Annotated in this window: 19 protein-coding genes and 1 pseudogene; 7 read left to right on the forward strand and 13 right to left on the reverse strand. The window is 71.9% G+C overall.

The window, feature by feature from the left end:
- Nucleotides 1-8 precede the first annotated feature (8 nt).
- A complete protein-coding gene (locus HHX37_RS01680; protein ID WP_182875976.1) occupies nt 9-293 on the reverse strand; it encodes a DUF1540 domain-containing protein in 285 nt (94 codons plus the stop codon).
- 413 nt (nt 294-706) lie between these two features.
- On the opposite strand from HHX37_RS01680, the gene HHX37_RS01685 reads away from it, so the two are divergent.
- Both HHX37_RS01685 and HHX37_RS01690 read left to right on the forward strand, forming a co-directional pair.
- Nucleotides 707-1,111 carry a hypothetical protein gene (locus tag HHX37_RS01685; protein WP_182884286.1) on the forward strand — a complete coding sequence of 135 codons (405 nt, stop codon included), beginning with the start codon at nt 707-709 and terminating at the stop codon, nt 1,109-1,111.
- Nucleotides 1,111-1,569: a DUF6941 family protein gene (locus tag HHX37_RS01690; RefSeq protein WP_182884287.1), complete on the forward strand. Its 459-nt coding sequence runs from the start codon at nt 1,111-1,113 to the stop codon at nt 1,567-1,569. The genes HHX37_RS01685 and HHX37_RS01690 overlap by 1 nt, the downstream gene beginning before the upstream one ends.
- Before the next feature lie 89 nt (nt 1,570-1,658).
- Here HHX37_RS01690 and HHX37_RS01695 read toward each other — a convergent pair whose 3' ends face one another.
- From HHX37_RS01695 to HHX37_RS01705, 3 genes are read right to left on the reverse strand one after another with little or no spacing between them, the layout of a single operon-like run.
- Nucleotides 1,659-2,285 carry a GAF domain-containing protein gene (locus tag HHX37_RS01695; protein ID WP_182881827.1) on the reverse strand — a complete coding sequence of 209 codons (627 nt, stop codon included), beginning with the start codon at nt 2,283-2,285 and terminating at the stop codon, nt 1,659-1,661.
- On the reverse strand, nt 2,272-3,159 hold the full coding sequence (locus HHX37_RS01700) for a S8 family peptidase (protein WP_111697457.1): 888 nt from the start codon (nt 3,157-3,159) through the stop codon (nt 2,272-2,274). The genes HHX37_RS01695 and HHX37_RS01700 overlap by 14 nt, the downstream gene beginning before the upstream one ends.
- Nucleotides 3,156-6,230, reverse strand: a complete 3,075-nt coding sequence (locus HHX37_RS01705; RefSeq protein WP_182884288.1) for an AAA family ATPase — start codon at nt 6,228-6,230, stop codon at nt 3,156-3,158. Before HHX37_RS01705 ends, HHX37_RS01700 begins: the two co-directional genes overlap by 4 nt.
- Nucleotides 6,231-6,367: 137 nt before the next feature.
- Here HHX37_RS01705 and HHX37_RS01710 point away from each other — a divergent pair.
- A pseudogene (locus HHX37_RS01710) lies at nt 6,368-7,162 on the forward strand (RNA-guided endonuclease TnpB family protein).
- Here the strand turns inward: HHX37_RS01710 and HHX37_RS01715 are convergent.
- The 3 genes from HHX37_RS01715 to HHX37_RS01725 all read right to left on the reverse strand — a co-directional run bounded on the left by HHX37_RS01715 (nt 7,149) and on the right by HHX37_RS01725 (nt 10,642).
- Nucleotides 7,149-7,361 carry an aroma-sacti cluster domain-containing protein gene (locus HHX37_RS01715; protein ID WP_111697459.1) on the reverse strand — a complete coding sequence of 71 codons (213 nt, stop codon included), beginning with the start codon at nt 7,359-7,361 and terminating at the stop codon, nt 7,149-7,151. The pseudogene HHX37_RS01710 and the gene HHX37_RS01715 sit on opposite strands and share 14 nt — an antisense overlap.
- Nucleotides 7,362-7,550: 189 nt before the next feature.
- Nucleotides 7,551-9,359, reverse strand: a complete 1,809-nt coding sequence (locus HHX37_RS01720) for an AfsR/SARP family transcriptional regulator (protein ID WP_182884290.1) — start codon at nt 9,357-9,359, stop codon at nt 7,551-7,553.
- 38 nt (nt 9,360-9,397) lie between these two features.
- Nucleotides 9,398-10,642: an ATP-grasp domain-containing protein gene (locus tag HHX37_RS01725; protein ID WP_182884291.1), complete on the reverse strand. Its 1,245-nt coding sequence runs from the start codon at nt 10,640-10,642 to the stop codon at nt 9,398-9,400.
- Nucleotides 10,643-11,066: 424 nt separating this feature from the next.
- Between HHX37_RS01725 and HHX37_RS01730 the strand changes: the two genes are divergently transcribed.
- From HHX37_RS01730 to crcB, 3 genes are read left to right on the forward strand one after another with little or no spacing between them, the layout of a single operon-like run.
- Nucleotides 11,067-11,642, forward strand: a complete 576-nt coding sequence (locus HHX37_RS01730) for a CrcB family protein (RefSeq protein WP_182884292.1) — start codon at nt 11,067-11,069, stop codon at nt 11,640-11,642.
- Entirely contained in the window at nt 11,639-11,992 is a 354-nt protein-coding gene (locus tag HHX37_RS01735) for a DUF190 domain-containing protein (protein WP_111697463.1), read from the forward strand. Before HHX37_RS01730 ends, HHX37_RS01735 begins: the two co-directional genes overlap by 4 nt.
- The gene (gene crcB, locus HHX37_RS01740; protein ID WP_138459737.1) at nt 11,989-12,360 is read left to right on the forward strand and encodes a fluoride efflux transporter CrcB; all 372 of its coding nucleotides are present in this window, start codon (nt 11,989-11,991) and stop codon (nt 12,358-12,360) included. Before HHX37_RS01735 ends, crcB begins: the two co-directional genes overlap by 4 nt.
- A gap of 80 nt (nt 12,361-12,440) precedes the next feature.
- On the opposite strand, the gene HHX37_RS01745 is transcribed toward crcB, so the two are convergent.
- The 6 genes from HHX37_RS01745 to HHX37_RS01770 all read right to left on the reverse strand — a co-directional run bounded on the left by HHX37_RS01745 (nt 12,441) and on the right by HHX37_RS01770 (nt 19,118).
- The gene (locus tag HHX37_RS01745; protein WP_310740231.1) at nt 12,441-13,868 is read right to left on the reverse strand and encodes an alkaline phosphatase PhoX; all 1,428 of its coding nucleotides are present in this window, start codon (nt 13,866-13,868) and stop codon (nt 12,441-12,443) included.
- A 131-nt stretch (nt 13,869-13,999) separates the two neighbouring features.
- The gene (locus HHX37_RS01750) at nt 14,000-14,599 is read right to left on the reverse strand and encodes a hypothetical protein (protein WP_182884293.1); all 600 of its coding nucleotides are present in this window, start codon (nt 14,597-14,599) and stop codon (nt 14,000-14,002) included.
- The gene (locus HHX37_RS01755; RefSeq protein ID WP_182884294.1) at nt 14,596-15,654 is read right to left on the reverse strand and encodes a PASTA domain-containing protein; all 1,059 of its coding nucleotides are present in this window, start codon (nt 15,652-15,654) and stop codon (nt 14,596-14,598) included. The genes HHX37_RS01750 and HHX37_RS01755 overlap by 4 nt, the downstream gene beginning before the upstream one ends.
- A gap of 307 nt (nt 15,655-15,961) precedes the next feature.
- A complete protein-coding gene (locus tag HHX37_RS01760; RefSeq protein WP_182884295.1) occupies nt 15,962-17,248 on the reverse strand; it encodes an ArsB/NhaD family transporter in 1,287 nt (428 codons plus the stop codon).
- On the reverse strand, nt 17,245-17,682 hold the full coding sequence (locus tag HHX37_RS01765; protein ID WP_111697468.1) for a CBS domain-containing protein: 438 nt from the start codon (nt 17,680-17,682) through the stop codon (nt 17,245-17,247). Before HHX37_RS01765 ends, HHX37_RS01760 begins: the two co-directional genes overlap by 4 nt.
- 119 nt (nt 17,683-17,801) lie before the next feature.
- Complete coding sequence (locus HHX37_RS01770) at nt 17,802-19,118, reverse strand: NUDIX domain-containing protein (RefSeq protein ID WP_220502533.1); 1,317 nt, start codon at nt 19,116-19,118, stop codon at nt 17,802-17,804.
- Between the two features lie 126 nt (nt 19,119-19,244).
- Between HHX37_RS01770 and HHX37_RS01775 the strand changes: the two genes are divergently transcribed.
- On the forward strand, nt 19,245-20,180 hold the full coding sequence (locus HHX37_RS01775; protein ID WP_220502534.1) for an aldo/keto reductase: 936 nt from the start codon (nt 19,245-19,247) through the stop codon (nt 20,178-20,180).
- Nucleotides 20,181-20,205 lie beyond the last annotated feature (25 nt).

Below are 20,205 nucleotides of genomic sequence, written 5' to 3' on the forward strand. Positions count from 1 at the left end.
CGTCCGGCTCAGGCGGGCGCGTACGTCATGCAGTCGGCCTCGTCCTGCACGTAACCGATGTCGATGCCGGGCGCCTGGCACTCCAGCGCCACGTTGTGCCGGCAGTCGTACATCTTGCACGCGCCCACGCGGCCCACGGTCTGCTGGTCGCCGCCCGGCCCCGCGGTGGTGAAGAAGGTGTCACAGTGCGCGTGGGACAGGTCGCCGACCGTGATAGCGGTCGCGTGGCACCTGCGGTCACGGTTGTACACGCACGAGGTGGCCTCGCAACGGTTGACAACGGGCATCTCCATGAGCGGCGTCCCCCCTGGCAGTCACGGCTTTCGCCCGGCTCATACCGCTGTTGACCAGGTCGGCAATCTCCCCGACGCCACCAGAGTCGGCCAAGCCATGCCAGAACGGCGTGACAGCACGAGCAGTTCAGTTTCGATGGCCGGCGCTACCTCGGTGAACTCCCTCTTCAGCGATCTCTTCCTCTGTATCGTCTGACGTGGGCGGCGCAGGAGATCTATGAGTGACGATCTGTGGGTAGCGAGGCTGAACATCAGCTCAAGGACTTCAGAGAAGATCGTCCACCGTCACCACCTCACCCCGGACGAAGTCAGGGACGCCGTGCAGTGCAGGCTCGGTCTCGACTACGTCTGGCAGACCTTTCAGATGGCCGCCGCAAGGTGCTGGTGCGCTGCAGGATCCGGGGGATGACGGTATGAACGCCAACGACTTCTACGAGGACGACGAACCCCTGGAGGACGTCATCGCGGCGTTCAACGCTGGGGAGAAGCGCAAAACCCGACCCCGATCTCTGACCGTCGACTATCGGCAAACCAGGTCTGGCTGGCACGTGACCTCACCGGACACACCGGACATCGACTTCAGGGAGCGACTTCGTGACGCTGCCCGGCAGCGGCTTCACCGTATGCTCCAGGAAATGCTCGGCTCGGAGATCCCCGTTGACGAACGATTCCACCGACTGCGCAAGCGGCCCTCGGCGGCCCGGATCCGTGTCGACGCATTCAGTGGTCCAAAGTCCATTTGGGCTGAACTCTCGGTCTTGGAGAGGGACCGGACGCGCATAGTGCCACGCTCCAGGATCGACCGGGTGGACACCTGATGGAGGCATTTCTCGTTCTCGCGGATGCGGCACATAACGAGGATGGGACGGGAAAAATCGGTATCCTCGGCGGAGGTTGGTCCATCGTGGGGCCATCAGTTCCGCCCATGTCCGTAGTGACGTTCCTCCGTATAGACGCCCATGAAGCCGTTCACCCCATCGACTTCGTCCTACGACTGCTGGACGCGCAGCGTCGACCTGTGAGCGTCGCGTCGGATGGCGGTGAACGTAGGCCACTTGAGTTCGGCGGTCGAGTCCATCTTATTGATGAAGACAAGCCGATCGACGAGTTGACGGAGATGGTGGGGTTTCATGCCAGTTTTGCCATCGGAATTGGCCGTCTACCGATTCGATCAGGGCAGGCCTATACGTGGATCCTGGACATAGCGGGGCGGGAAGCGGCGTCACTTACGTTCGCAGTTCGAGCGGAAGCAGACGAGGACGACGAGGAAGCCTAAGGCGGCGGTTCCTCCTGCAACAGAGCCGGTAGAGGAAGCACCGATCTCGGTGTTCCTCTCTCCGGCACATGCTGCGGCCCTGCTGAACGCTAGTGCAGCAGTTCCTCGGCGACGGCGAGGAGCTTCAGGGCGGTGGGGTCGGCGGCCCCGGCGCCCCTGGGCACCCGGTCGGAGATCCGCTGCAGCAGGAGGTGGACGTCGTCCCCGCCGGCCGCGGCCGGGAGCGCCGCCTCCGACCGCCGCAGCCGCAGCAGCAACTCCAGGCCGTACGCGGCCTGGGCGGCGAGCATCGCGAGGAGGTCCACGTCGGCGAGCTCGCCCCGCCAGTCGGAGGACCTGTCGAGCACCTCCAGAACGCCGATGCAGCTCTCCTCCCGGATGACCGGCGCCGCCATGATGCTGTGCGGGACGTATCCCGTGGACTCGGCGGCGTCGTGGGCGAACTGCGGCACGGCGGCCACCTCGTCGGCGATCATGGGCTGACCGCTCGCCGCCACCCAGCCCGCGATGCCCGTGCCGGACGGGAAACGCGTGCCGATGAGGTGCTTCTCCCCCTCACCCGACACGGCCTCGAAGACCAGCTCGCCGGTCTCCTGGTCCACCAGGAAGACCGACGCCGCGGCGGAGGCGAACACGTGCCGGGCGACCTCGACGGTCGACTGCAGCAGCCTGCGCTCGGTGATTTCGCTGTCGGAGCGCCGTTCAGGCACGGACATGCGCGTCTCCCTTGGATACGACGACGTTGCTGGCGGCCAGGTAGAGCACGGACTTGAGCTGGAAGGGGGTCATCCACCGGTGCCTGCTCAGGGCGAGCGCGCACATCCCGGTGATGTGCGGCGCGGCGAAGCTGTTCCCGGTGCTGCGGATCTCCCTGCCGCCGCGCCAGGCCACCCGGACCCGGACGCCCCTCGCGTAGAACTCGGCCGGCGGCGCGGGGTTGTAGTAGTAGGTCATCGGGTCGGGTTCGTCGTGGCTGGCCACGGAGATGACCGAGGAGAACGTCCAGGGGAAGCTGACCACCGGCATGTTGTGCGCCGCGGCCACGAGCAGGCAGCGCCGGAAGTACGCGCGGTCGGCCAGTTCGTGCAGCTCGGGCAGGAACTGGCTCCTGGTGGTGGACAGGCTGAGGTTGACGAGGTCGAACCCCTCCTCGACGGCCCAGCGCAGACCGGCCAGGAGGGCGGCGCCGCTGCCGGACCGGCCGTCGGTCAGCACCCGCACCGAGGTCAGCGAGACGGCCGGGGCGATCGAGCGGATCACGCCGGCGCACGCGGTCCCGTGCCCCACCGGGTCGGCCGGGTCGCAGTCGACGACCGTGAGGTCCCCGCCGTCGTCGGCGACCACCAGCGAACGGTCCAGGTGGCCGACCCGCGGGTGGGAGGCGTCCACCCCGGTGTCGAGCACGCAGACGCGCACCCCCGCCCCGTCGGCGGGCCCCGTGCCGTCGTCGCCCCACGCCCATTCCCTGGTGACCTCCTCCAGGCGGCTCACGCCGAACTCCTCCGGCGCCAGCCGTGAGGTCGCCAGGCTCCAGGCCGGCACGCCGGGGAACTGCTCACGCCGCTCGCGGCGCCAGGGGGGCTGTGTCACGGTAGCCTCTCCTCCTCGATCCACCGGCGTACCCGCCGGGCGGGCAGCTCCGCGCCCTTGGCCGCGTACCCCCGCAGCGCGCGGGCCGCGGCCTCGGCCGCCGGGCCGGTGCGCCCGGCCGCGTGGTGGACCTTCGCCAGGTCGGCCAGCACGTCCCCCCGCAGGCAGGGGTCGTCGGTCCGGGCGAGCAGCTCCTCCGCGCGGGCGGCGAGGGCGCCCGCCGCGCTGTGGTCGCCGTCGAGGGACGCGACCCAGGCGCTCAGCGCGAGAAGGGTCAGCTCACCGCGGGCCTGCAGCCGCGTGCCCGTCGAGCGCAGCCGCGCCAGCTCTCCCGCGGCCTCGGCGTGACGGCCCAGCCGCAGCAGCTCGCGCGCCGCGTACAGCTCCAGCGTCCTGGCCGGCTCGGACTGGCCCACCCGGTGGAGGTCGGCCGCCGCCCGGCGGAACAGCGCCTCGGCCTCGGCGTGCCGCCCGACGAGCGACTCCACCAGCCCGCGCACCTGGAGGACCGCGGCCGCGGCCAGGTCGAGGTGGAGGTCCCGGGCGTGCCGGTCGGCGGCGTGGAGGACGGCCCACGCCTCGGCGACGTCACCGGCCAGCGCGAGCAGGCGCGCCTCGGTGACCAGGACGGGCAGGAGCATCGCCCGGTCGGCGCAGAACCTGGCCGACAGACCGGCGCACAGGGAGAGCCCCTCCGCCAGCGGGGTGGGGGACCACTGCGCCAGCTCGCACAAACCGCTGAGCAGGCGGTTCTCCTCGTACCTGTCGCCGAGGGAGCGGGCCCGGTCCAGAGCCTCGCGCAGCGCGGCCTCGGCCGCCCCGAAGCGGCCCTCGCCGATGCGCAGCAGCGCCTCCAGGTGGTGGAACCGGCACCAGCCGAGATCGTCGCCGGGGTCGGCGGCCAGCAGGTCCCGGAACGGCTTGGCCGAGGCGGGCCGGGTGCCGAAGCGCACCGCCAGCGTCTCGCGCTGGACCGCGCACGTGAGCCGGGTGCGCGGGTCGCCCGGCAGCATCCGCTCGGCCATGTCCAGCGCGGCGTACGGCCGGTCGGCCTCGCCCCGGGCCAGGCCTGCGTCGCAGATGCGTACGGCGAGCGGCCGGTGCTCGGGGTGCCCGGCCGGCAGCAGGTCGCGTCCCCGCTCCAGCAGGGCGATGGCCGCGGGCAGGTCCTTGCGGTGCAGGGCCCGGGTGCCCTCGCCGACGAGGGCGCGGGCGGCCCGCTCGGTCAGCGCCGGCAGCAGCGGGTCGTCCGGCCGCACCTCGCGCTTGAGCAGGCAGGCGGTCTCCAGATGGTGAGTCAGGTCGCCGTGCGACGACTCCTCCCCGGACGAGGACGAGACGGCGGCCTCAGCCCGCCCCGAGCGCCCGGAGATCCGGTCGGCGAGGGCCAGATGCCACGTGGCCCGCAGGTCCTTGCGGGTCATGGCGTAGACCGTGTCGCGGGTCAGCGTCTGGGTGAAGTGGAACGACCCCGCCGCCTCCCCGCGCCGGACCAGGCGCCTGCGGATCAGGAGCCCGACCGTCTCGTCGACGTCGAACCGGGTCTCCGGCTGCGCCGCGCAGAGGACGCCGAGCTGGTCGAGGGTGAAGACGTGGCCGATCGTCGCGGCACGTTCGAGCACGTCCCGCTCCCCGTCGTCGAGCAGGTCGAGCCGCGCGCCGAGCAGCGCCTGGATGGTGCGCGGCAGCGGGGCGTCCTCCCCCTCCTCGGCCAGCGTCTCCAGCAGCAGTTCGGCGAACAGCGGGTTGCCGTCGGAGCTCTCCGCGACCCGCCGGAACAGGGCCGGGCCGGTGGCCACGGCGTGGGCGACCACCTCGCCCTCCGGCGACCGGAGCTCGGCGAGCCCGGCGACCAGCCGCTCCATCTGCGCCATGTCCAGCGCGCCGAGCTCGAACGCGACGGCGCGGCCGACGTCGATCCCCCAGGAGGGCCGCGCCTCCAGCAACTCGGGCCGGGCCACCCGTACGACCAGGACCGGCACGTCGACCAGCCACGTCGTGAGGTCGTCGATCAGGTCGAGGAGGGTCGGCTCGGCCCAGTGGAGGTCCTCCCAGACCACCACCAGCGGCTCGCGCCGGGCCAGCGCCTCGAACAACGCGCACACCGCCCGGGCGATCTCCTCGACGCCCGCGTCCTCTCCTGTACGCGGCGGGCGTGCGGCGTGCGCGGTCACCAGGCCGCGAAGGGCGGCGCCGCTCGCCGCCTCCAGCGTGTCCGGCCAGTCGTCGCCGAGGGACTCGATCATCTCCGCGATGGGGCGATAGGTGATCCCGGCGCCGTACGAGCGGCACCTCCCGGTGAGCACGGTGACCTCGGCGGGCAGTTCGTGGACGAAGTCGCGTACGAGCCGGGACTTGCCGATGCCCGGCACGCCGAACACGGTCACCACCCGGCACCGGTGGTCCCGCACCGCCTCCCGGTACGCCGTGCGGAGCCGCGCGGTCTCCGCGGCGCGGCCGATGAGCGGGACCTGGTCGTCGTCGTCCCCGGCGTCCGGCTCCAGCGAGGTCACCCGCCAGGCCCGCACGGGGTTGCTCTTGCCCTTCAGGGTGAGCGGCGGCACGGGCTCCAGCCGCGCCTGGGCGCGGACCAGGCGCGCGACCTCGTCCCCGACGAGGATCTCGCCGACGCCCGCGGCGGACTGCAGGCGGGCGGCCGTGTTGACGGTGTCGCCGATGACGCGCAGGTCCGCTCCCGGGGTGGGGATGACCACCGCCTCCCCGGCGCTGACGCCGCAGTGCACGTCGAGCCGGATGCCGTGCGTGGGAGCGAGGCCGTCGCTCAGCTCCCGCACCCCCTGCAGGGCGGCGTGGGCGGCGCGGACCGCCCGGAGCGCGTCGTCCTCACGGCCGGCGGGGATGCCGAAGACGGCCATGATCGCATCCCCGATGTACTTCTCCACCACGCCGCCGTGCTCGCTGATCCCGGAGGTGCACGCCTGGTAGTAGCGGTCGAGGACGTCCCGGAGGAGCTCGGGATCGAGCCGTTCGGCCAGCTCCGTCGAGCCCACCAGGTCGATGAAGACGACCACGACGTTCCGGCGCGCAGGGCGGGCCGCCCCGGCGGTCATCAAGATCCTCCGCGGAGACCCCCGCCTTCGGGCGGGGGAGGGATCGGGCTCCCTGCGGAGCGGGGCAGGGGTCGGCGTTTCGCTGTTGGTTGGAGTGCCATGCGAACAAACATGCGATTCTCGGCTGGCCGGGTGGCATGATGTGCGGCGTGGCGCAGACGGTGAAGCGGGCCTACCGTTACCGCTTCTATCCGACTCCCGAGCAGGCAGGGGACGTGGTCGGGGTGGACGCGGGGATCACCAGCCTGGTGACCCTGTCCCGCCCGATCCCCGATCTGACCGACGAGAACGGCAAGGTCGCCAATCCCCGGCATGAGCGGGCCGGCCGCAGGCGCCTGGCCAAGGCCCAGCGCTCGCTGGCCCGTAAAGCGGCGGGCAGCGCGAACCGGGCCAGGGCCCGGCTCAAGGTCGCCCGCGCCCACGCCCGGATCGCCGACCGGCGCCGGGACTTCCTGCACAAACTCAGCACTCGGCTCGTCCGCGAGAACCAAACGGTCGTGATCGAGGACCTCACCGTCCGCCACATGGTCAAGAACCACTCGCTGGCCCGCGCCATCTCCGATGCCGGCTGGCGACAACTGCGGTCGATGCTGGAGTACAAAGCCCGGTGGTACGGGCGGGAACTGGTCGTGATCGACCGGTGGTTTCCCACCTCCAAGCTGTGCTCGGCCTGCGGGGCACTGCAGAAGTCGATGCCGCTGAACGTCCGGGTCGGGGACTGCGCCTGCGGCGCGACCCATGACCGGGACGTCAACGCCGCCAGGAACATCCTCGCCGCCGGACTGGCGGAGAGGTGAAACGCCTGTGGAGCTGGGGTAAGACCTCAACGAGAGCCCTCTCGGACGGGGCAACCGGCGGTGAAGCAGGAAACCCGACCGGCGACGGTCGGAATCCCCTTCCTCAAGGGAGGGGAGGATGTCAAACGAGCTTGAGTTCCTGGCCCTCGACCTCGCCCGCGGCCTCGTCCAGGCGGGTCTTGATCGAGTTCAGCAGCTCGACCTCCGGCCTGCTCAGCTCGGCGAACACCTGCCGCTGCCGCTCGTTGAGCAGGTCCACCGGATGCCCCGCCTCGCGCAGGGCCGTCAGCGGGTCGAACGGCGCCGGCCCGGTCTGAACGTCGTGGCTGTTCAACGGCCCACCTCCTGGTCGTGCCTGGCCTGCCGGCCACTGTGGTACGCCGCCAACGGTAGGGACGAGGGGTTCAGGGCCAGTATGGCGACGCCATGCCGCCGCCATACTGGCCGCGCGTTCGCCTCGCTCGGCCCCGCCCTGAGAGGCCTCGGCGTGCCCACCGGTACCGGTCCGGATGATCCCGGTTCGTCAGCGCTCCCGGTTTCCGTGCAGTTCGGCCGCGAACCGATGGGCGAGCGGTGACATCGCGTACGCCAGGGAGTGGGCGACCACCTCGGCGTCGGCCGGGGTCTGCGAGATCGACAGGACGCCGGCCTCCAGGAGGGACTCGACGACCCGCTCGCCCGGTTCGCCGGCGCGGTCCAGGGCCTCGACGAGTTCCTCGTGCCCGAAGACCGGGCCGCCGAGCGCGCCCAGGGCGAGGAACGCGGTGCGGTGCGGCCACGACGGGTGGGCGTAGGACTCCTCGAACCGCCGGCGCAGCGACACGTCCCCGGCGACGAACTCGTCCAGCACGTTCGCGGTCCGGTCCAGCCGCTCGGCCAGCAGACTGAGCGGCAGGTGCCACAGCCCGGCGAGCCGGGCCCCCAGCAGGCGCAGGACCAGGGGCGACAGCCCGTACCTCCGGAATATCCGCAGGACGGCGGGCAGGTCCCCGGCCACCCGGTCGCGGCCGATCACCCGGCTCAGGAACTCGACGCCCTCGCTCGCGGACAGTTCTCCGAGACCGATCCGGGCCACCGACTCCAGCCCGCTGAGCCTGCTCCGGCTCGTCACCAGGACCCTGCTCGACGTGGTGCCGGGAAGCAGCACGCGTACGCTCGCCTCGTCCGGCGCGTCGTCGAGGACCAGCAGGATCTTCCGGTCGGCGAGCCAGGACCGCCAGACGGACGCCAGCGCGTCGTCCTCGCGCACGCCGGTGACATCCAGGCCCACGCTCTCCAGGATCTCCCGCTGGACGCCGGCGGCCGGCCGGGGGACGCCGTCGCGCCGCAGCGGGATCACCACGGCGCCGTCCGGATAGCGGAGGGCCAGCAGGTGCGCGACGTGTACGGCGAGGGCGGTCTTGCCGGCGCCCAGCCCGCCGGTGATCACCGTCACGTGGGCGGGCTCCTCGAGGACGCGCCGCACCTCAGTCTCCCGGCCGACGAAGTCGTCGACGTCGCGGGGCAGCCGGTTCGCCAGGGCCCGTACGGGCCGGGGGCGGACGGCGGCGCCGGCCAGGCCGGGAAGCCGCGGGGGCGGAGGCCCGTCACCCCGGAGGATGGTCTGGTAGAGCTGCCTGATCAGCGGGCTGGGATCGATGCCCATCTCGGCGGCGAGGTGCCGCCGCAGGCCCTCGAAATGGGACAATGCCTCGGCGGCCCGCCCACACCGCGACAGCGCCGTCATCCTCGCCGCGGCGACGCGCTCGCGGGCGGGGAACCGCGCGGCGACGACGTCGAGGGAGCCCAGGGCCTCGACGTGGCGGCCGAGCTCGATCTCCAGTTCCACCCAGTCCTCGTAGACCGACAGGAAGAGCTCGGTGAAGCGGCCCACCTCGGCGGCGACGAGCGGGACGTGGCGGAACTCGACCAGCGGCCGTTCGTGCCACATGCCGACGGCGTCGCCCAGCAGCGTGGCGGCGGACGGGAGGTCTCCGCTCCGGACGGCGGCGCGGCCCGACCTGCTCAGTTCCAGGAAGCGCAGCAGGTCGAGTTCCTCGCGGTCGGCGCGCATCCGGTAGCCCCACCCCTGGAAGCTGATCCGGTCGCCCACGATCTTGCGCAGCGCGGACACGTAGACCTGCAGGTTCTTGCGCGCCGTGCGTGGCGGGGTCTCGCCCCACAGACAGTCGATCAACTGCTCCGACGGGATGACCGCGTTCGCGTGGCACAGCAGGATCGCCAGGAGCAGTCGTTGTTTCGGAGCGCCGATGACCGCGCGGTGGTCCGCCACGTGGACCTCCAGCGGACCGAGAATCGAGCAGTGCAGTCGCGGTGAGATCGCGTCACCCATGGTGCGTTCCTTGGTCCCGGTCTCCGCGGCGACCCCGGTCACCGGACGGAACCGGCTGTCCTGGCGCCCAGCAGGAGGAAGTCGACGAGGTCGAGCGGCGGCGGGGGCACGGCGTTGCCCAGGGCCGCCAGATGGAGCGTTCGTGTCGCGAGCGCGGCCGCCGTGGAGACCGCGTGTCCCCCGGCCTTCGCCTCGAACCAGCGCCAGTCGCCGTCCGCGTTCACTTCCAGGAACACCACCTCGTCCTTCCTGAGCAGCAGGTCGAAGGCGCCGTACGTCATCCCCCACAGGCCCGCGAGCCGCCGTACGGCGTCGGCGGCCGCGGGCGGGACGGCGACCGGGGTGACCGTCACCTCGCCCTCCTCGCGCCACGGCGAGTCGGGGGACCGCTTGCCCACGGCGTACGCGTGCAGGGCGCCGGCGACGTGGTAGACCCGCAGCTCCGCGTCGTGTTCGACGTACTCCTGCACGATGACGGGGTAGTCGAGGGCGGGCCGGCGCAGCACCTCCTCGCGGGCCGCGACCTCGGGGAGGACCCCGGTCAGGAGCCCGGGCTCGGTCTCGACGAAGTGCTCCTCGACGACCTTGACGACGACCCTGGGCCCGTCCATGGCGGCCGCGGCCTCCGCCGGGCTGGTGGTGACGACCGTGCGGGGGACGCGGACACCGGCCCTCGCCGCACCGGCGAGCTGTTCCAGCCGGCCAGGCCGGTTGCCGGGCAGGCTCGCCGGGGCCAGCGAGCAGAGCTGGCGGACCAGCGCGTGCCAGGACTCGGCGCGGAGGAGGGTCTCCACGGCGTCCGCCGTCGCGGGCATGGCCCGGGGCGAGAAGTGGCGCGCCCACACGACGGTCGGCGCGATGCGGCGGCCGTCCAGGTCGAGCACACCGCACATCCCGCCGCCGGTCGTGCCGCCCGCGACACCGCCCGCGACACCGCCCGCGACACCGCCCGCGACACCGTTCGCGTCGCCGTTCGCGTCGCCGGCGCTGACCGTGGCGGACAGCCGCAGCGAGGCGATGGTCTCGGCGTCGACGCGCACGCTCGGCACGCCGAGGTGGTGCAGGGCGTCCTGGAGGACGGCGAACTCGGCGCAGCCCGCGCGGTCGGCCAGCACGACGCAGGGCAGGGCCTCCGCGTCCGGCTCGGTGTCCGGCTGAATGTCCACCGGCCGCCACGACACCGATCCCGGTGTTCCGCGCAGGTCGACGGTGAGGGGAGGGCCGTACGACCGGCCGGGGCCGGCCGTGCCGGAGACGCCGGAGCCGCCGGCGGCGCTCAGCAAGGCGTGACCGTAGTCGTGCGCGGGCCGGATCCGGCGGATCGTCCCGGCGACACCCCCGCCGGTCTCGTCTTCATGATCACGCCCATACTTAACAAGTCAACGGCGACCGCGGTTTAATGTCAATAGAACCATATATGGCCGATTGTTTAAGTAATTGCCATATGTCGGTTTTCTAGGTTTGGCCAGGTCGGAGGGGATTGACTTCCGGAAAGTGGCGGCTTTCGGATGTCCCGCTCGTCGGCTCTCCGTAACATGATATTTGTGGTCCGAAAAAATTCCTGATTAGGGACAGGGTCAGCTGATCCGCCGCTCGCCTGCGGCCACGGCGGCCGGTGGCGGCCACGGGCCGGTACGTAGACTGGGACCCACTCGTGCGGACCGGCTCCCTTCGCGCCTCTTCGCGACCGGCGTACGGGATCCACGGATGGGCGACGAACCCGGAAGGCCGGGTGACCAGGACGAGGAGGACGGCGTGAGCCGGCGCGTACGCGGCGATCGGGAAGAGGCCGGCCTGCCGATCGACCCCGACGTGGACCTCCGGCACGAGCGGGACGTGTTCCGCCCGGCGGCCCCCGCACGCCGCCGCGGCTGGGACGTCCTCGCGGTGATCGCGCTCGGCGGCGGAGCCGGCGCCGTGGCCAGGTTTCTGCTCGGCCGGGCCTTTCCCGCGCCGCCCACCGGATTCCCCTGGGGGACGTTCCTCGCGAACGTCACCGGCTGCTTCGCGCTCGGAGCCCTGATGGTCTTCGTCCTCGACGTCTGGCCGCCGCGCCGCTATGTCCGTCCGTTCCTCGGGGTCGGCGTCCTCGGCGGATTCACGACGTTCTCCACCTTCACGACGGAGATCGTGGACAGGTCGTCGCACGGCGCGTGGCCGATGGCCGGTGCGTACGCCGCTGCCGGCGTGGTCGCCGGGCTGATCGCGGTGTGGTGCGGCATCGTCGTCGCCCGCGCCCTGGCGGGCCTCCCCGTACGGCGGCGCGGGAGGAGGGGCGGATGAGACTGCACGGCCCCGCGCAGCGGCTGACGATCCTGATAGGCGAGAGCGACCGGTACCGGCACCGGCCGCTGTACACCGAGATCGTCCATCGGGCGCACGAGATGGGCCTGGCGGGGGCGAGCGTGTTCCGGGGCATCGAGGGCTTCGGCGCCTCCTCGCGCATCCACACCAGCCGCCTGCTGTCGCTCAGCGAGGACCTGCCCATCGCCGTCGTCATCGTGGACGTCCCGGAGAGGATCAGCGCGTTCGTGGCGGAACTGGACGAACTGGTGACCGAGGGCCTGGTGATCGTCGATTCCGTGGAGGTCTACCGCTACGTGGGGCGTGAGCCGGGACGGGCGGAGCCGTGACCCTGCTGCTCGTCTTCCTCGGTGGCATCGTCGGCGCTCCCGCCCGTTATCTGGCCGACCGCCTGGTGCAGCGCCTGCACGACAGCGTGTTCCCCTGGGGCACGCTGGCGGTCAACGTGTCCGGGTCGCTCGTGCTCGGGCTGCTGCTCGGCGCCCGGGACGATCTCGGGCTGCCCGCCGCGATGGTCACCCTGCTCGGCACCGGCTTCTGCGGCGCGTTCACGACGTTCAGCACGTTCGGTTTCGAGACCGTACGGCTGCTGGAGGAGGGTGCGGTCCTGGAGGCCGGGCTCAACGCGCTCGGCAGCCTGGTTCTCGGCGTCCTCGCCGCCGCCGCCGGGCTCGGCCTCGCCCACCTCCTCGCCTGAGCCGTGCCGGTCACCCGGCGCAATGCTCCCCGGAAACACGTCCACCCCACCCGGGGGGTGGGGTGGACGCCTCAGGCGGGTCAGTGGTGCCCGTGCCCGTGCCCGTCGTGCTTCTGGGTCCAGGGGCCGGTGATCGCGAAGACGTAGCCCGGGGTCTGGATGTTGGCGAACAGGATGCGCCCGTCCGCGCTGAACGTCGGGCCGGTGAACTCGCTGTCGTTGAGTTCGTTGCGGGCCATCGGGTAGGGCGTGCCCTTGTCGGTCACGCCGACCAGGTGCGACAGGCCCTCGCCGTCCTCGGCCAGGATGACCCCGCCGTACGGCGAGACGGTGATGTTGTCCGGCCCGTCGTAGTTGGTGTCCTGCTCCGGGTCGGGGTTGACGCCGAAGATCGTCTTGAGCGTGACGGTCTCCGACTCGGGGTCGTAGAACCAGACCTGCCCGTCGTGCTCGTTCCTGCTGCCGTCGTCGTGCCGGGCGTAGCTGGCGACGAAGTACGCGCCGCCGTCAGCCCACCAGGCGCCCTCCAGCTTGCGGCTGCGGGTGACCTGGTCGTCGGTGAACTGCTTGCGCACCGAGGTCGTCTTGGCGTCCCGGTCCGGCACGTCGACCCACTCGACCTTGTAGCGGGTGCCCGGCTGGGTCGCCTCGGACAGGTCGGCGATGTGCTTGCCGCCCTTGCGGCACCGCATGGCCTGCAGCTTCCCGGCGGTGTCGCCGCCCGGGCCGAGCGCCAGCGCGCGCAGCGCGCCCTTGCGGGCGTGGAAGTGCTTCGGCGGGACCCACCGGAAGTAGAGCCCGTTCGGACCGCTCGCGTCCTCGGTCAGGTAGATCTCCGAGTTGCGGGGGTTCACGGCGACGGCCTCGTGGGAGTAGCGGCCGAGGAACTTCAGCGGGACCGGGTCGCGGTTGGCCGCCCGGTCGAACGGGTCCACCTCGAAGACGTAGCCGTGGTCCTTCTGGAACGCGCCCCCGGCCCGCTGCTCGGTCTCCTCGCAGGTCAGCCAGGTGTTCCACGGCGTGATGCCGCCCGCGCAGTTGTTGTGCGTGCCCGCGACGCTGACGTACTCGCGCACCCGGTTGCCGTTCCGGTCCACCTCGATGTTCGTGGTGCCGCCCTTGGCTCCGGGGTCGTAGGTCAGGCCGGGCAGGGCGGGCACGCCGTACGGCTCGCTGCCGCCGATCTCGTGGTTGTTCACCAGGACCCAGCCGTCGCGGCCGGCGAAGCACCCGGTGCCGTCGGCGTCGCTCGGGGTCGGCTCGCCGGACTCCAGCTTCGTCGTCCCGGCCTGAGCGACGATCTTGTAGGAGAAGCCCTTCGGCAGGGCGAGCAGACCGGCGGGGTCGGGGACGACGGGCCCGTACCCGGTCGTCTTGCCGACCCCGGCCTGGACGGCCTGGGCGGCCGCGGGACCGGCGATGGCCTCGATGCTGCCCGCGACGGCGATGCCGAGGCCGCCGGCGGCGGCCGAGCGCATGAGATCACGGCGGGAGAGGGAGGAGCTCACAGACGTACCTTTCGTGCATACAGCAGGCGATACGATCAAATTCCGCCAGGCTGAACATCTCCTTTCGTCATCGGTACGCAGGGGTGAGCAGTGCCTGACGATCGCGTCCGGAAGTCGAACGCGGGACGCGGTCAGAAGGGTGGCCGGGCCAGCAGGATTCCGGCGCCGAGGGGAACGGCGACGGCTGGGACGCGGATCGGCACCTTCTTCTCACCGATCTTGAACCCCTCCATCCCCCAGCTCACGGCGACCTCGCAGTCCCCGCCGGGATGGAGGGTCACCAGCCGCCCGTCGCGGATTCCCGCGTGCAGCAGCCCGATCGTGAACGTCAGATCGACGGAGAACGTGATCGTGAGCACCTTGCGCTCGTCGGTGTAGACCTCGACGTACGGGCGGTGCTCGGAGGTGATCGAGTGCGCGGCCAGACGGGTCTGGTTGGTCTTCCCACGGAAGCCCTCCTCGTGACTGCGCACCGCGGCGGCCCGCAGTTCGCCGGACTTCTGCCACCCGGCCGCCAGGACCGTCCCGAGAGTGATCCCGTGGAGCAGGCCGGCGCCGGCCTCGGGCAGCTGAGCGACGAGTTGTCCGGCGAGGTCCGGGGCGTCGCGGCAGATCGTGTTGATCACCTGGGGGTCGCGGACGACGCGTACCGCCGCGGCCACCGCGCCGCGCGCGCCGTCGTAGAGCGCGATGGCGGCCGTGCCCGGATTCGGGTTGATGGTCAGGTTCATGACAGGCCTTCCCGGATCTCCTGCCGACCCGGGTCCGCGACCGCGTGGAGGCGTACGGCCGGGCGGGAGTCGCGGCTCTCGTGGATGCGCACGTTCGGGGACGGATCGGCGTGGGAGACGAGTCGTACCTCCCGGCGGCGGTCGTGGTCCCGGTCGGGCGCGCGCCGGCCGTCCCGGGCCTTCCATCCGGCGAGGCCGAGGAGCGCGGCGGCGACCACGACGACGGCGAGCCACGGTTGCACACCGAAGTCGGAGCCCGTCTCCTCGCCGGAGAACGGGACCGTCGGCACCGGCTCAGGGCTCGCCTCGGGCGACTCCTCCGGCTGCGGCGACTCCGGGGGACTCGGTGCGGGGCTGTCGTCCGGGCTCGCCGGTGGACTCACAGGTGGGCTCAGCGGTGGACTCACAGGCGGGCTCACCGCGGACACTTCGCTCAGGACGACGTAGACGGCGTCGCCGATGGTCAGCTCGCCTCCGCCGGGCGGGCTCTGGTCCTCGACGATCTGGTCGTCGCGCGCGTCGTCCACCCCTCCGAGCGTCAGCCCCAGGTCCGCCGTCATCTGCCGCGCCTCCGCGACCGAACGGCCGATGAGGTACGGCACCTCGATCGAGCCGTCGAGGAGCAGGCTGACGGCCTGCCCGTAGGCGAGCCGCCCGCCGGGCGCGGGAGTCTGCTGGGCGACCTTCCACTCGCCGGTGGCCTCCGGCTGCCCGGTGGTCACGCCGAACCCGGCCTTCTCCGCTTCGGCGGTGGCCGCGGTCAGCGTCATCCCGGTCAGGTCGGGCACCTGCCCTTCCAGGTAGACCCGGACACCCGTGATTTTGAATTCGATGCACGACAACGTCACCGCGCTGCTCACGAAACTCGTCCCGGGAGGCACGGGATCGGGGACGGTCACGACCCCATAGCCGAAATGGCCGTTGAGCGTCGCGTACGCCTGCTCGTACGTCTGACCGATCACGTTGGGCGGGGGTGGGCAGCTCGTGGCCTGCGCCGGCGTGGCCCAGAACGCGGCGGCGGCCACGGCGAGGGCCACGATCAGGCGTACCGGCATGATCGTCTCCGGAACGAGTCGGGGTGATTCGAGGGGAACGGGTCGGGGTCGCCCGGACGGGACGGGCCGGGTCGTCCGAAGGGAACGGGGGCGGGCTTCCCGAATGACGGGCTCCTCGAAGAAACGTTACGAAGAATCGCGGTCGGCTCGCGTAAGTATCCCCCTACTCATATTCGCGAGCGCAATTCCCCGGTCCGATGAGCGGACCGGGGACGCGGATTCCCGAAATCAGGCCGAAATGCGCATATGGGCTAAATCGCTGGAGCTGTCGGGCGATCGCCGGCACTTCGGCTCCACTGAGCCGGGCTCAGAGCAGGTAGCGCAGCCAGAGGTACGGCGTGGCCAGGGCCACGGTGACGACGGTGACGACCAGGCCGTACTTGGTGAACTCCCAGAAGCTGATGCGCGCGCCGTTGCGCTCGGCGATGCCGAGGATGACGACGTTGGCGGAGGCGCCGACGGCGGTGGCGTTCCCGCCGAGGTCCGCGCCCAGCGCGAGGGCCCACCACAGGACGTCGTGGTCGCCCGGCACGTGCTGGGCGAGGTCGGCCACGATCGGGCTCATCGTGGCGACGTAGGGGATGTTGTCCACGATCGCCGACAGCCCGGCCGAGGCCCAGAGCAGGACCATGGCCGTCACGCCCGGCCGCCCGGCGGTCGCCTCCGCCGCCGCCTGCGACACCTGGGCGATCACGCCGGTCTCGACGAGCGCGCCGACCATCACGAACAGCCCGGCGAAGAACACCAGCGTCGGCCACTCCACCTCGCGCAGGGCCTCGTCCGTGGTGACCTTGGTGACCAGCACGAGCAGCCCCGCGCCGAGCAGTGCCACGACGGACGGTTCGTAGTGCAGCACCGGGTGCAGCACGAACGCGGCGACGACCACCCCGAGCACGGACAGGCTCTGCACGAGCATGACCCGGTCCTCGATGGCCGCCTTCTCGTCCAGTTGCATGATCTCGGCGGCCCGTTCCGGGTCGTACCGGAAGGCGCGGCGGAACAAGACCCGGCACAGCCCGATGAACACCGCCATCAGCACGATCACCAGCGGCGCCAGGTGGACGAGGAAGTCGTTGAAGGTCAGCCCGGCGCGGGAGGCGATGATGATGTTGGGCGGGTCGCCGACGAGCGTCGCGGTGCCGCCGATGTTGGACGCCATCGCCTCGGCGATCAGGAACGGAGCCACCGGCAGGGCGAGGCGCTCGCAGACGAGGAACGTCACCGGCGCGATCAGGAGCACGGTCGTGACGTTGTCCAGCAGCGCCGACGCCAGGGCCGTGATCACCAGGAGCAGCACCATGAGCCGGAACGGCCGTCCCCTGGCGCGTTTGGCGGCCCAGATCGCCAGGTATTCGAACACGCCGGTCTGCCGCAGCACGCCGACGATGACCATCATGCCGAGCAGCAGGAAGACGACGTTCCAGTCCACGCCGGACTCCTGCGAGAAGAACGCGGAGCCGGCCGCCGTCGCGTGGACCAGCAGCATGATCGCGGCGCCGCCCAGGGCGGCCTTGACCCGGTGGATCTTCTCGGTCGCGATGAGGACGTACGTGGCGGCGAAGACGATCGCCGCCACCCAGGCGGTCACCGTCATGCGAGCCGCTTGAGCAGCGCGGAGAGCGTGACCGCGCCCAGCAGCCGCCCGCCGTCCAGCACCGCGACCAGGGGACTTCGGGTGCGCGCCATCAGCGCGCCGATCTCCAGGAGGGTGGCGTCCGGGTCGGTGACCGGCAGCTCGCGCGGACGCTCCGGCAACGCCTGCCGGACCGTGCGCCCGCCCAGCGCGCGTACGAACGCGTCGGCGTGCGCCTCGTCGATCACCCGGGCCAGCGCCGGATCGTCCTGGCAGTAGCGGGGCACGGCCAGGCGCAGCACCTGCGTGCCCGGCAGGATCGACACCGGCGTGCCGTGCTCGTCCAGCACGATCAGCCCCGGCAGTTCGCGTTCGGCCATGAGACGCGCGGCCTCGGCCACGGGGGAGTCGAGCCCCACTGTGGGGAACGGCACTAGGAGATCCCGGGCACGCATGATCTCACCTGCCCAGGACGTACGGCTGTGCTCACGGCTGCCCTCCGGTCGGCGGTCCGGCCTCCCGGGTATGGGAGACCCCTTCGCCGACCAGACTTCCCGGCACGCCCCGGATCAGGCTATCGGCCGGACACGCCGTACAGAAGTCCCGAAGAGCGGACGAACGCCCGCTCGGCGTACGGGAGACGGCCGAGCGACCCCGCCGGCAGCGGCACCACGCCCTCGGGCGGGGTGGTCAGGCGGGCGGCGAAGGCCAGCCGCCGCCCGGGGCGTCCGGCCGGCGAGACGTAGTCGTCCGCGCCCGCGAACCACGTCTCCCCGATCGCCCCGGCCGCCGCGATCCGCGCCAGCGCCGCCTCGACGTCCTCCCCCGGCCGTACGACCGTCGAGGGCAGGCGGTCGGTCTCCTCGTCGGACCGCACGAGCGGCGTGCCGTCGAGCCAGCCGACGAGACAGACCGTGACCTCCTCGAACCCCGACCGCGCCGCCTCGGCCGCCGCCTCCGCCGCGCCCGGCGTCTCCCACCCGTGCAGGGAGAAGACCGGCGGGCGGGACCCGTTCGACTCGGCGGCCGTCCGGCCGTGGGCGAGCACGCGGCGCACGGCCTCGACGCCCGCCCGCGCGTACGGCACCGTCCGCTCGGGCAGCCGGTCCATCGGGAACCAGCCCAGCTCCGCGCACTTGTGCGGTTCGGCGTTGACCGGCGTGCCGGTGTATCCCCTGGGCACGAGGAACAACCCGACGCGGGCCGTGCCGCCCGGGTTGCGATGGTGCATCACGTGGACCACCTCGCAGCCGTACGGCTCGATGCCCAGCTCCTCGCGCGCCTCGCGGACCGTGGCGTCGACGGCCGTCTCCCCGTCCTCCAGGTGCCCGGACGGCATGATCTGCCACTCCCCGTCGGCGTACCCGGTGCCGTGGCGGCGGCCGAGCAGCACCCTGTCCCCGTCCGTCAGCAGCAGATGCACGTCCACGACCGGCCGGTACCGGCCCGGGGCGTACGTCGCGGCGTCGAGCAGCGCGGGCAGCGTGGCGGCGCTCGCCGAGATGAACTCCCCCAGCTCCGGCGGCACCATGTTCAGCGTGCGCACCTCCGCGGGGCGGACCCGCCGGACCTGGTGCAGGCCGACGTCCGGTTCGAGGAACTCCGGGCCGCTGCGGCGCGACAGGTCGAGCGAGACGAGCCGGCAGGCGAAGACGGTGCTCAGGCGGCCCGGCTCGGCGAGGGTGAACACGTGCAGCGCCGGTCCCGCCGTGGCGCCCAGCTCCTCGTCGAGCTCGCGGCGCAGCGCCGCGTCCAGGGAGACGTCGCCCGGCTCCACCCCGCCGCCCGGCGTGACCCAGTAAGGCTCACGCTCGGGCCGTACCCGGCGGAACAGGACGACGTCGTCGCCGTCGAACAGGATGGCCCGGACAGCGTGCCGCACGGTGGTCATGCCCGGCATCCTCTCGCGGGCGTCCGCCGTCCGCCCCCCGGACGGCCTCTCCGATGGCGCGAAATACGGTGAGGTGATGCTTCCGCCGCCGGCGAGGCGGACGGTGAGGGGACTGTGAGGGGAACCATGACGGAGATGACCTATCGGCGGCTGGGGGACTCGGGGCTCGTCGTCTCGGCCGTCGGCCTCGGCGGCAACAACTTCGGCCGCAGGATCGACCTCGACGCCACGCGCGCCGTGGTCGACGCCGCGCTCGACGCCGGCGTCACGCTGATCGACACCGCGGACATCTACGGGGAGTCGGAGGCCCTGCTCGGCGAGGTGCTGAAGGGGCGGCGTGACCAGGTCGTCCTCGCGACCAAGTTCGGCGGGGACGTGCACGGCGCCAACGGGCCCGACTGGGGCGCGCGGGCCTCGCGGCGCTACGTCCGCCTGGCGGTCGAACGGTCGCTGCGCCGGCTCGGGACCGACTGGATCGATCTCTACCAGCTGCACTTCCCCGATCCGTCCACACCGGTCGAGGAGACCCTGTCGGTCCTGACGGACCTGGTGCGGGAGGGGAAGGTCCGCTACCTGGGCTCGTCCAACTTCGCCGCCTGGCAGGTCACCGACGCGGACTGGATCGCCCGCACCGGGGGTCTGGAGCGCTTCGTCGGCGCCCAGAACGAGTACAGCCTGCTGGACCGCCGGGTGGAGCAGGAGCTCGTCCCGGCGCTGACGCACCACGGCATCGGCCTGCTGCCGTACTTCCCGCTCGCCAACGGCCTGCTGACCGGCAAGTATCGGCGCGGGGAGCAGCCGCCGGAGGGCAGCCGCCTCGCCGGCCGCCCGCAGTATCTGACCGGCGAGCGGTTCGACGTGGTGGAGAGGCTGCGGGAGTTCGCCGAGCGGCAGGGCGTGACCCTGCTGGACGTGGCCATCGGGGGACTGCTCGCGCGGCCCGCCGTGTCGTCGGTGATCGCGGGCGCGACCCGGCCGGAGCAGGTCGCGGCCAACGCGGCGGCGGCCGGATGGCGGCCGGACGACGCGGCCCTGAAGGAGCTCGACGAGATCCTCAGCTGATTAAATAACCTTGCGGGAATATAGC

The organism is Microbispora sp. H10885 (assembly GCF_014161415.1).
GTDB classification, from domain to species: domain Bacteria; phylum Actinomycetota; class Actinomycetes; order Streptosporangiales; family Streptosporangiaceae; genus Microbispora; species Microbispora triticiradicis.